Origin of the sequence: Streptomyces kunmingensis, assembly GCF_039533535.1 — a bacterium.
Lineage (GTDB): Bacteria > Actinomycetota > Actinomycetes > Streptomycetales > Streptomycetaceae > Streptomyces > Streptomyces kunmingensis.
The window spans coordinates 374-11310 of the sequence record NZ_BAAATS010000054.1 but is presented as its reverse complement, the minus strand read 5'-3'; the positions used below and the strand labels follow the sequence as shown (position 1 = coordinate 11310).

The following is a 10937-nucleotide window of genomic DNA, read 5'->3' as shown; positions in this document are numbered from 1 at the left end:
ACGAACCTGCCCAGCCATCACAGCAGGTCACCGATCAAAGGATGTGACACAGCTTCTAAAACACCTTCGAACCCACGCCGCCGGCCGGTCCCGGGTCGTTGGGGTGCGGTTCGAGCGGGGTGACGGCGAAGGTCATCCAGGGGTGCAGCGGCAGCGTGCGGAGCACCTTCTCGTGCAGCTCCGCCTCGTCCGCGGCCCGCCAGACGCCGATGCTGCGCAACTCACCCACGGGGCGCCACAGTCGGGCCAGGTGGCCGGTGGCGGCCAGTTCCCCGGCGCGTACGGCCTCGGCGGCCCGCCGCCTGTCGACCTCGTCCTGGCCGGTGCCCTCGGGAATGGTGGTGACGATCTCGACCAGGAACTCGCGCATGATCTTCTCCTTCGACCGGCAGCAGCCAGAATCCGTCGACCGGCAGCAGCCGAGATCCGTCGACCGGCAGCAGCCGGAATCCGTCGGTCGGCAGCAGCCGGAAGTCCGTTCGGGCCCCCATCGTGCGCCCGCGGCCGGTACCGATGCCACGACCGGCTTGCTCGCTTCTGAGAGGCAGAGCCTCCCAGCGCGCGTAGCATGGCGCGGGTGGAACTGCGCCAGCTGCGGTATTTCGTCGCGGTAGCCGACGAGCTGAACTTCGGCCGGGCCGCCGAGCGGCTCCGGATCGCCGGCCCCTCGCTCTCCCAGCAGATCAAGGCCCTCGAACGGGACCTGGGTGTCCGGCTGTTCGACCGGGACCGCCGCTCGGTCTCCCTCACCCCGGCAGGAGCGGCCCTGCTCCCGGACACCCGTGCCCTGCTGGCCCGGGCCGACGACCTCAAGCGCCGGGCCGGCCGGCTGTCGGGCTCGGAATCGGTACGGCTCGGCTACGTCAACTGGCTCCCGCCGGACCTGACGTCACGGACGGCCGCGGTGGCCCAGGTGCACGTCGACGCGTGGGTCGCGCCCTCGCACACGCAGGCCGCACGGGTCGCCGACGGCAGTCTGGACCTGGCCGTGTGCTGGGTGCGGACCGAGGACCTCGACCGGCTCGGGGTGCGGGCCCGGCTGCTCGGCGCCGACCGGCTGCATGCGGTCGCCAGGGGCGGCGACAGCAGGGACGTACCGGTCGTGGCGGCCCGGGACACCGACGTCCTGATCGATGACGATCTCACCTCCTGGGCCTCCTGGAACGTGTACGCCGAGGAGCTGGCGCAGGCCACCGGGGCCCGCACCGTGCGCATTTCCGACGGTGCCATCACCGGCCCCGCCTTCTTCGACCACGTACGCCGGTGCCGTCGCCCGGTCCTCAACTCCCCCAAGGGCCAGCTGACTCCCCTGCCCCCGGATCTGGTCCGCCGCGAGATCGTCACCCCGAAGCCGTACTGGACCTGGTCGCTGGTCTGGCGGCAGAACGAGGACCGGGCCGGGGTCCTCGCCGCCGTCGACGCGCTGTGCGACGGCGTCGGCGACGTCGGGATCCACGCACCGGACGCCTGGCTGCCGGCCGACGATCCCCACGCCCTCACCGGCTGACCTGTGCTGCGAGTCTGAGCCTCGCAGGCAGGAGGAAACGGGTCCCGCCAAAACCCCTTCTTCCCTTTGACGTTGCTGTTCCGTCGGCCTACTTTCCAAATAGTCGACCGGTCGGCTAGTGACCGGTCACCGCTTCAGGAATCAGGTCGTCATGAGCACTCAGAGCCAGAAGGTCGCAGTCATCACCGGGGCGTCGCAGGGCATCGGTGCCGCCCTCGTCGAGGCCTACCGCAAGCTCGGGTACGCCGTCGTCGCCACCTCGCGCACCATCGCCCCGGCCGACGACGCCGGCGTCCTCACCGTGCAGGGCGACCTCGCCGATCCGGCCACCGCGGAGCGTGTGGTCACCGCCGCCGTCGAACGGTTCGGCCGCATCGACACCGTGGTCAACAACGCGGGTATCTTCGTCGCCAAGCCGTTCACCGACTACACGGCCGAGGACTTCGCCACGGTGACGGGGATCAACGTCGCCGGCTTCTTCCACCTCACCCAGCAGGCCGTCCCGCACCTTCTCGCCCAGGGCGGCGGACACATCGTCAGCATCACGACCAGCCTGGTCGACAACGCGGACTCCAACGTCCCCTCCGTCCTGGCGTCGTTGACCAAGGGCGGTCTTCAGTCCGCCACCAAGTCCCTCGCCATCGAGTACGCGAAGCGGGGCGTACGCGTCAACGCGGTGTCGCCCGGCACCATCAAGACCCCGATGCACGGCGAGGAGACCCACGAGTTCCTCGCCGCGCTGCACCCGGTGGGGCGGATGGGCGAAGTGAGCGACATCGTCGACGCGGTGCTCTACCTGGAGGCGGCTCCGTTCGTCACCGGCGAGATCCTGCACGTCGACGGCGGCATGAGCGCCGGGCACTGAACAGACAGCCAGATCGCACATCCAGGAGCACACCATGACCACCACACCGGACGACGAGGCCGTCCTGAGCTCGGTCCTCGACGAGTGGAAGGCCGCCGTCGACGCGCATCAGCCCGAGCGCGTCGCCTCCCTCTTCACCGAGGACGCCGTCTTCCAGGGGCTGCACCCCTACAGCGTCGGGCGGAAGGGCGTCGCCGCGTACTACGACTCCCAGCCGCCCGGCCTGAAGGCGGAGTACCGCATCCTGGAGACCAGGCGCCCGGCCGACAACCTCGTCCTCGGCTACCTCGACGTCGAGTTCTCCTTCACCGACCGGCCCCCGCTGGACGTCAAGCTCTCGGTCCTGGCATCCCGCGTGGACGACCGCTGGTACCTCGGTCACTACCAGGTCTCCCGCCTCGGCTGACGCCGTGTGCCTCGTCGCCGAACGGCACACCCGTCACACCCCGGGCCCACGTATGCTCCCGTGCATGAATGCTGGGCAACCTCCCCGTAAGCGTGACGGTGCCGCGACGCGCGAGGCGATTCTCGCCGCGGCGGTGGTCGAGTTCACGGAGCACGGCTATGCGCGGGCCGGGGTGCGGCAGATCGCCGAACGGGCGGGTGTGACGGCCATGATGATCAACCGTTACTTCGGCTCGAAGGACCGGCTGTTCGCCCAGGCCGTGGACCGTGCCTTCGGGCCGCCGACCGTGGTGGGCGACGAGCGCCGGGATCTGCCGCGGGCGATGGCACACACCCTCGCCGAGCGCACCGGTCCCGGCGCCGGGCGTCTCGACCCGTTCCTGCTGATGCTGCGCTCGGTGCCGGACCCGGAGGCGACGGACGCCCTCCGCCAGGGCATCGAGACGCATGTGGGCGCCCGGTTGGCAGGGCTGCTGCCGGGGCCCGGGGCGGACGTACGGGCGCAGCTCGGCCTTGCCCTGGTCGCCGGGACGTGGTTGCTGCGCACCGTCGTCGGCACCACCGCGCTCGCCGACGCCGACGACGAGGACCTCGCGGAGCTGCTGACCGCGATGCTCCGGCCCCTCACCGGGGAAGCGGGGGACACCGACGAGTAGTCGGAGTCGGAGACAGACAGGCTCCGCGTTCTCAGAACGCGGACAGGCTCCACGCTCTCAGAACGCGGAGCGGATGAGCCCGCCGTCGACGCGGAGGGTGGCTCCGCTGATGTACTGCGCGTACTCGCTGCACAGATACGCCACCGCCCCCGCGATCTCGTCCGGCTCGCCGAAGCGCTCCTGGTCGTTGGGGATGAGAGCCTCGACGGCGTTGGGCCGGATCTCCTCCCAGGTGTCGCCCCAGCCGCGGGCGGGACCGATGTGAGTGACGAGTTCCCTGGTGGCCTCGACGAGGATGGCCCCGGGCGAGACCACGTTCGAGGTGACGCCGGTGCCCTTCAGGTCGCGGGCCAGCGAGACGGCGAGGTTGTGCCGGGCCGCCAGGGTGGCGTTGTACTGCGGGTGGGTGTTCATCGGCTGGGAGGCGAGACCGCCGCCGATCGTGATCACCCGGCCCCAGCCGCGCTCCCGCATCGCGGGGACGAGGTGCTGGATCATCCGCACCCCCGACACCACGTTGACGTTGTAGGTGTCGCGCCACTCGTCGGGGGTCGCTTGCGTCCATGACAGATGCCGGTAGAAGCCGGCGTTGTTGACGAGGATGTCGACGGGTCCGTCGGCGGTGGCCGCACGGGCGACCTCCGCGGCGGCCTCGTCGTCGGCCAGGTCGCCCAGAACGGTGGTGGCGCTGCCGCCCGCCTCGCGGATCTCCCGGGCGACCTTCTCGGCGCGCTCCTTGTCCCGGCCGTGGATCAGGACCGCGGCGCCCTCGGCCGCCAGCAGTTTCGCCGTGGCCTCGCCGAGTCCCCCGCTCGATCCCGTGACGAGCGCGCGCTTCCCTGTCAGATTCAGGTTCATGTCTACGTCCTTCGCTTGAACTTCCCGGGCCGTGACGGCCGGGAAAGTGTGCCGCTACAAGCAAGTATACAGCTGTAGACTTCTAATGCTCGGCGGCGACTCCGCCGAGGGGGTGCTCGGGTCAGAGGAGGAGGCTGAGGCCGGCGGTGCCCGCCGACTGCCGCGCCCTCCTGAGCGTTTCCTCGATCTCCGCCGCCTCCCGGCCGGGCTCGCGCCGGTCGTTGCAGTTCACTCGGCTCAGCAGAGCCCGGAGGGCCTCTTCGTCCTTGCCCGGCCGCCCCGGGGTGAAGAGGCGCAAGAAGGGGTGCATGGTCATGAGCTCACAGCCCCAGGTCCAGGGCCAGGCACGAGTAGTAGTTCCACGCACCCTCGGGGTTGTACGTGGACTTCGTCCTGGCGTTCGGGTCGGTCTCCACCTCTTGGGTCATGTCCTCGTAGCGGATGCGCTCGGGGAGCTTGCCGAAACGTGCGCGCCGCACCGTCGCCGCGGCGTCCGTCGTGGCTGCCTCGTGCATGGCCGGTCTCCTTCCACTTCGCGAGTCTCCGGCCGCACCCTGCTGCCACCGGATGACACTCAGCCTGCCCCCTCATCCATAACCTGTCAAGAAGGTTACTCGAAGAGGTTCATAACCGTCTTGACCGGTGATTGCGTGGTGTGCCAGAGTCGACGCCGGACACACACCTACCACCCTGGCGTGGACGCACACCCCCCGCCGAGAGACGACGTACGGAAGGGTTCACATGATCAACAGGCGTACCTTCAGCAAGGCGATGGGCCTGGGCACGGGCGCGGCAGCGCTCTCACTGGCCGGGCTGCAGGGCGTTTCCGGCGCCGCCTCCGCCACCGGCTCCGCCACCGCCTCCGGCGTCTCCAGGCACGGCGGCAAGGTGCCCGTCGTGCCGGCGATCGCCCCCGGCACGCACACGTCCTTCCCCGCGTTGAAGCAGGTCAAGGCCGGTCTGCTGAACGTCGGTTACGTCGAACTCGGCCCCGCCCGCGGCCCCGCGGTCATCCTCCTGCACGGCTGGCCCTACGACATCCACAGCTACGTCGACGTCGCCCCGCTCCTCGCGGACCAGGGCTACCGCGTGATCGTCCCCTACCTCCGCGGCCACGGCACCACGCGCTTTTTGTCCTCGCGGACCTTCCGCAACGCCCAGCAGTCGGTGATCGCCCTCGACGTCATCGCGCTGATGGACGCGCTCAAGATCGACAAGGCGGTGATCGCCGGCTTCGACTGGGGCACGCGCACCGGCGACATCCTCGCGGCCCTGTGGCCCGAGCGCGTGAAGGCCCTGGTGTCGGTGAGCGGTTACCTCATCACCAACCGCAAGACGCAGCTGGAGCCGATCTCCCCGGCCGCCGAGCACACCTGGTGGTACCAGTACTACTTCGCCACCGAGCGCGGCAAGAAGGCCATGGAGCGCAAGGACCTCCGCCACGACCTGACCAAGCTCGTATGGCAGCTCGTCTCGCCGACCTGGGAGTACGACGACGCCACCTTCGAGCGCACGGCCGCCGCCTTCGAGAACCCCGACTACGCCGCGATCGTCATCCACAACTACCGCTGGCGGCTCGACCTCGCCGAGGGCGAACGCCGCTACGACCGTTACGAGGACAAGCTGGCCGGGGGCCCGTCCATCGCGGTGCCCACCCTCACCATCGACGCCGAGCACGACCCGTTCACGGCGCCCGGCGACGGATCGGGGTACCGCTCCAAGTTCACCGGGAAGTACGAGCACCGCACGCTTCCCGTCGGGCACAACGTGCCGCAGGAGGCGCCGACCGCGTTCGCCCAGGCCGTCGTCGACGTGGACCACTTCTGACCCGTCGACCGCCCCCACGCCGCGTCGCTGCCGGCCGGCAGCTTCCTCACACCCCATTTCGCCGCCCCCACACCCCCCACTCGCACCCCACACTTCACGGAGATCACCATGAGCAGCCCCGCTCGCCCTGACACCGGCCCGCTCTCCCCCGGCACCCACACCTTCCGGCTCGGCGGTGTCGTCCAGCGCTACCACGTGTACGGCGAGGGACCCGTCTGCGTGGCACACTCCGGCGGCCCCGGCATCTTCTGGGAGTACCTGCGCATGCCGTTGCTGGAGCGGCACCTGACCATGGTCTACGTGGAACCTGTCGGCACGGGTGACTCGGGGCGGCTCCCGTCCCACCCGCACGGATACACCCGGGACCGCTACAGCCGCTTCCTGGAAGTGCTGATCAACCGCCTCGGGGTGCCCGCCGTGCACCTGCTGGGCCACTCCCACGGCGCCTTCGTCGCGGCCTACCACGCCCTGTACCGCGCCGACCGGCTGTCGGGCGTCATCCTGTACGGGGGTGCGCCGGTGACCGGACCGGAGCACGGCGAGGAAGCGAGCGCCCGGGTGCGGGAGTTCGCCGCCGCGCACGCGGGTCATCCCGGACTCCCCGCCGTGCTCGACGCGTTCGGCGCGATGGGCGACATCACCGACGACGCCTCGACCCTGGCCGTCGCCAAGGGCGTGCTGCCGTCGTACTTCGCGGACTACTGGGGCGACGAGGAGCGTTTCTCGCCGTTCCGTGACGCCGTGCGGGCCACCTACATCTCCGGACTCGACGAGAACCTCTCCCCCGACCCCATCGACGACCGTGCCGCCCTCAAGGAGCTGGCGGTGCCGGCCCTGGTGACGGTGGGCCGGCACGACGTGATCTGCGGACCGCGCTGGTCCCAGGAGCTGTACGAACTGATCCCCGACGCCCGCCTTGTCGTGCTGGAGAACAGCGGGCACATGGGCCACATCGAGGAACCCGAGGCCTTCAGCGCCGCGGTCCTCGCATTCGTACGCGAGACCGCTACCGGTTCCGCAGTGGCCTGAAGGCCGTGCGCAGTTCCCGGGCCAGCAGCTGGGGCTGTTCCCAGGCGGCGAAGTGACCGCCCTTGTCGACCTCGTTCCAGTGGATGAGGTTGCCGTAGGCCCGCTCGCCCCAGCTGCGCGGCGCGGGGTAGATCTCACGCGGGAACACGGTGACCGCCACCGGGACGTCGGGGATGTCGACCGCGTTGAACGGGCCGCCGCCGCTCTGGGTGCCCTCCCAGTACAGCCGCGATGACGACGCCCCGGTGTTGGTCAGCCAGTACAGCGAGATGGCGTCGAGGATCTCGTCACGGGAGAGCACCTTCTCGGGCTCACCGTCGGAGTCGGTCCACTCCGCGATCTTGTCGTAGTAGTACGCGGCCATCGCGAGGGGCGAGTCGGCGAGGGCGTACCCGATGGTCTGCGGGCTCTGGTTCATCATCGCCGCGTAGCCGAAACCGTCGCGGTAGAAGTGCAGGAGCCGGTCGTAGGCGACCTTTTCGCGCGCGGACAGCTCCGGGGGCGCGGCGTCGAAGTTGCGCAGGTGGCGCAGGACGTCCGGCGGCACGGTGCCCGGCATGTTGACGTGGATGCCGAGCAGCCCCTTCATCCGCTGCGTGGCCTGGATCTGGGCGATGATCGAGCCGTGGTCGCCGCCCTGGGAGACGTAGTCGCGGTAGCCGAGCCGTTGCATGAGCTGGTGGAGTGCGGTCGCCATGCGGGCCGGGTTCCAGCCGGTCGTCCGCGGTTTGCCGGACCAGCCGTGGCCGGGCAGCGTCGGCAGGACGAGGTGGAAGGCGTCCTCGGCCCGGCCGCCGTGGGCCGTCGGGTTCGTCAGCGGGTCGATGATCTTCAGCAGTTCGATGATCGAGCCCGGCCAGCCGTGCGTCATCAGCATCGGCAGCGCGTCGGGGTGCGGTGAGCGGATGTGGGCGAACTGGATGTCCACCCCGTCGATCTCGGTGATGAACTGCGGCAGCGCGTTCAGCCTGCCCTCGACCTTGCGCCAGTCGTAACCGGTCCCCCAGTACTCGACCAGCGCGCGGACCTTCGCCAACTGGGCGCCCTGGGAACGGTCATGGACGAGCTCGCGGTCCGGCCAGCGGATCGCCCGCAGGCGGTTCCTGAGGTCCTGGATGTCCTTCTGTGGAACCCTGATGCGAAAGGGGCGCACGCCCGGGATCGACGGGACGGCGCCTCCTGATGCCGTCTGTTCCTGCGCCTGTGTCTGTGCCTGTGCCTGGCCGGGTAGGCCGAGTTGCGTGGCGGCGACGGCGCCGGCTGCCAGCCCCAGGAACCGGCGACGGCCTGCGGTGGGGTTCAGATCTCCGGTCGTGCTCATGCGTGGGAACTCCTTGTCTCGGTGACACCCTGCCCTAAACACCTAACACATGAAGGCACCCTTCAAGACCGTGACGTTACACTTTGGCCGAATTACGCACACGTGTTCAGCTGAGACCGAGAGAACGCCGTTCATAACCGTCTTGACAGGTTACAAAAAACGCGGCAGAGTTATCACCGTTCACGCCGGTTACCGGCATCAGCATCCTTGTACAGGGGGATCCCCATGGCCGTCGTCCGCTTTCACCTCGTCTCCTCTTTGCGCCCCGCGGAGGCCATGGCGGTGCTGACCGACTTCAGCGCCTCTCGTGCGCAGGTCTGGCCCAGCATCGACGCCGACCACTTCACGGTGCACGAGCTCGGTGAGAACTGGGCCGAGGTGACCGAGGGAACGAGCGCCGCGTGGGAGCGGGCACGCTACGAATGGAGCGACTCCAAGGTCACCGTCACCACCCTGGAGTCCAAGCTCTTCGGAGCCGGCGGCGGCTGGGTCTTCGACCTGACGCCCGAGGCCGACGGCACCCGTGTCGACGTCGAACTCACCCGCACACCCAGCGACTTCAAGGGGAAGGTACTCGCTTCCCTGCTCCCCCTCGTCGGCCCGTCGTCCCTGCGCAAGTCCTTCTCCAAGCCGCTGCGGGCAGCCGCCTAGAGCCTGCCCCAGCCGTCGCCTCGCTCCGGCGCCGGCAACGCGAAGACTCCTGCCCCCGGGTGATCGACTGGCTACCCCGGTGGCAGGAAGAGGTGGCCGCGGCTCAGGCTTCCCCCGTCGGCCGCGGCCACCTCACTCACGACCTAGGATCGCCCCCATGCCCGAACCCCGTTCCTGGCCCCGCGCCGTCCCGCTCGACTCCGCGCGGCTGTGGCTGGAACCGCTGAGTGTCGAGCACGCCCCGGAAGCCGCCGGTGTCTTCGGCGACGTCCGGCTGCACACGTGGATCGGCGGCGCTCCGCCCACGCCGGATGAACTGGAGGCGCGCTACCGGCGCCAGGTCGTAGGGCATTCACCCGACGGGCAACACGGCTGGCTGAACTGGCTGTTGCGCGACCGCGGCACACGGCGGCTGGTCGGCACGGTGCAGGCCACACTCCACCGGCCGCACCCGGACCGGGTCGAGGCCGAGCTGGCGTGGGTCGTCGGCCACGCTTTCCAAGGGGCCGGTTACGGCAAGGAGGGCGCCGTCGCCATGGCCGGGTGGCTGCGTACCCAGGGAGTGGTGAGGTGCGTGGCGCATGTTTCCCCGGGCCATCGGGCCTCGGAGGGCATCGCGGCGGCTCTGGGTATGACGCCGACCGGCGAGGTGCACGACTCCGAGATGCTGTGGGCCGATTCCGGCTCGTGACAGACCTGCGGCGCGGACGAGTCGGTCGCGAGGTCGAGTCGGTCCCGAAGTCGAGTCGGTCCCGAAGTCGAGTTTGGTCCCGAAGTCGAGAAAAGTTCTTGTTTCGTACAACCGTTGACCGGTGTCGCGGGTCTACCTCCTGAGTCAACAGACTCATCTGATCGATGCAGCTCCTTCTCCCGCAGGAGCCCCACAGGAATCCCCTGGGGCCCGCGGGACCGGAGCACCTTCTCAACTGGGGAAGCATTTATGCGCATACGTGCCAGCCTGGCCGCCGCGACCGTGTCCGGCGCCCTGGCTCTCACCGCATTCGCGGTTCCGGCCGCTCAGGCCGATGACGCCCCCTCGCTCACCGAGGCCGCCAAGCCGTACATGGTCGACAAGGCGGAGACGCAGGGCAAGATGTCGGCCCGGAACGTGTACGACATCGACATCACGAAGGTCACCGTCAACGGCGGCAAGGACGTCGTCGTCGGTGGCACGCAGAAGAAGCAGTTCAACGTCTACGTGACGGCCACCAACCCCGCCGGCATCCACGGTGTCCAGGCGTTCCTGTGGCACGGCACCGACCTCTACGACGACGAGTACGGCTACGACGGGTTCATCTTCCCGGACAGCACCGAGCCCTCGACGGACTGCGAGCGCTGGAGCGACACGACGGCCACCTGCAAGGTCGTGCTGACCGCCGACCCCAAGACGAACATCTACGACAGCGCGCTGAACGGCAAGTGGAACGTGTACGCCGCTGCCTATGAGGACGCCGACAACGGCCTCGAGTGGTCCCAGTACCAGAACCACTGGGTCAAGCGTGCCGCCCAGATCAAGTCCTTCAACGCCGCTCCCGAGCCGGTGACCAAGGGCAAGCCGATCACGGTGACCGGCAACCTCAGCATGATCAGCTGGACCTACCTCAAGTACTACGGCTACGGCAGCCAGAACGTCCAGCTGCAGTTCAAGAAGGCCGGCTCCAGCACGTACAGCACGGTCAAGACGGTGAAGACCTCGTCGTCCGGCGCGCTGAAGACCACCGTCAACGCCACGGTCGACGGCACGTGGCGCTACTACTACCCGGGCAACAGCATCGCGTCCACGGCGACTTCGTCCGCCGACTACGTCGACGTGCGCTG

General features: G+C 69.3%; 14 protein-coding genes. 9 read left to right on the top strand and 5 right to left on the bottom strand.

All coding sequences use genetic code 11. The features are described from left to right. Window positions 1-55 precede the first annotated feature (55 nt). Window positions 56-370, bottom strand: a complete 315-nt coding sequence (locus ABD366_RS40320) for a muconolactone Delta-isomerase family protein (protein ID WP_324769442.1) — start codon at window positions 368-370, stop codon at window positions 56-58. A gap of 198 nt (window positions 371-568) precedes the next feature. Between ABD366_RS40320 and ABD366_RS40315 the strand changes: the two genes are divergently transcribed. The 4 genes from ABD366_RS40315 (at window position 569) to ABD366_RS40300 (ending at window position 3433) form a co-directional block, all read left to right on the top strand. After that, the gene (locus ABD366_RS40315) at window positions 569-1507 is read left to right on the top strand and encodes a LysR family transcriptional regulator (RefSeq protein ID WP_324769440.1); all 939 of its coding nucleotides are present in this window, start codon (window positions 569-571) and stop codon (window positions 1505-1507) included. Between the two features lie 151 nt (window positions 1508-1658). Then, a complete protein-coding gene (locus ABD366_RS40310) occupies window positions 1659-2372 on the top strand; it encodes an SDR family NAD(P)-dependent oxidoreductase (protein WP_324769439.1) in 714 nt (237 codons plus the stop codon). 34 nt (window positions 2373-2406) lie between these two features. Then, complete coding sequence (locus ABD366_RS40305; protein WP_324769438.1) at window positions 2407-2778, top strand: SgcJ/EcaC family oxidoreductase; 372 nt, start codon at window positions 2407-2409, stop codon at window positions 2776-2778. A gap of 64 nt (window positions 2779-2842) precedes the next feature. Then, a complete protein-coding gene (locus ABD366_RS40300) occupies window positions 2843-3433 on the top strand; it encodes a TetR/AcrR family transcriptional regulator (protein WP_324769436.1) in 591 nt (196 codons plus the stop codon). A gap of 57 nt (window positions 3434-3490) precedes the next feature. Here the strand turns inward: ABD366_RS40300 and ABD366_RS40295 are convergent, their stop codons facing one another. The 3 genes from ABD366_RS40295 to ABD366_RS40285 all read right to left on the bottom strand — a co-directional run bounded on the left by ABD366_RS40295 (window position 3491) and on the right by ABD366_RS40285 (window position 4806). Continuing rightward, entirely contained in the window at window positions 3491-4291 is an 801-nt protein-coding gene (locus ABD366_RS40295) for an SDR family NAD(P)-dependent oxidoreductase (RefSeq protein WP_324769435.1), read from the bottom strand. A 121-nt stretch (window positions 4292-4412) separates the two neighbouring features. Then, window positions 4413-4607: a hypothetical protein gene (locus ABD366_RS40290; RefSeq protein ID WP_324769433.1), complete on the bottom strand. Its 195-nt coding sequence runs from the start codon at window positions 4605-4607 to the stop codon at window positions 4413-4415. Window positions 4608-4611: 4 nt separating this feature from the next. Beyond that, on the bottom strand, window positions 4612-4806 hold the full coding sequence (locus ABD366_RS40285; RefSeq protein ID WP_324769432.1) for a hypothetical protein: 195 nt from the start codon (window positions 4804-4806) through the stop codon (window positions 4612-4614). A gap of 226 nt (window positions 4807-5032) precedes the next feature. Here ABD366_RS40285 and ABD366_RS40280 point away from each other — a divergent pair, with 226 nt between their 5' ends. Beyond that, window positions 5033-6118, top strand: coding sequence for an alpha/beta fold hydrolase (locus ABD366_RS40280; RefSeq protein ID WP_324769431.1), 1086 nt, complete (start codon window positions 5033-5035; stop codon window positions 6116-6118). Window positions 6119-6226: 108 nt separating this feature from the next. Beyond that, on the top strand, window positions 6227-7147 hold the full coding sequence (locus ABD366_RS40275; protein ID WP_324769430.1) for an alpha/beta fold hydrolase: 921 nt from the start codon (window positions 6227-6229) through the stop codon (window positions 7145-7147). On the opposite strand, the gene ABD366_RS40270 is transcribed toward ABD366_RS40275, so the two are convergent. After that, window positions 7125-8468 (bottom strand): epoxide hydrolase family protein, encoded by a 1344-nt coding sequence (locus tag ABD366_RS40270; RefSeq protein ID WP_324769428.1) that lies wholly within the window; start codon window positions 8466-8468, stop codon window positions 7125-7127. The genes ABD366_RS40275 and ABD366_RS40270 overlap by 23 nt on opposite strands. Window positions 8469-8693: 225 nt before the next feature. Between ABD366_RS40270 and ABD366_RS40265 the strand changes: the two genes are divergently transcribed. The 3 genes from ABD366_RS40265 to ABD366_RS40255 form a co-directional block, all read left to right on the top strand. Next, window positions 8694-9119, top strand: coding sequence for an SRPBCC family protein (locus ABD366_RS40265; protein WP_324769427.1), 426 nt, complete (start codon window positions 8694-8696; stop codon window positions 9117-9119). 157 nt (window positions 9120-9276) lie between these two features. After that, window positions 9277-9810, top strand: coding sequence for a GNAT family N-acetyltransferase (locus ABD366_RS40260; protein WP_324769426.1), 534 nt, complete (start codon window positions 9277-9279; stop codon window positions 9808-9810). A 249-nt stretch (window positions 9811-10059) separates the two neighbouring features. Beyond that, window positions 10060-10937 (top strand): calcium-binding protein (locus tag ABD366_RS40255; protein WP_324769425.1); only part of this gene is annotated, 878 nt, incomplete at its 3' end.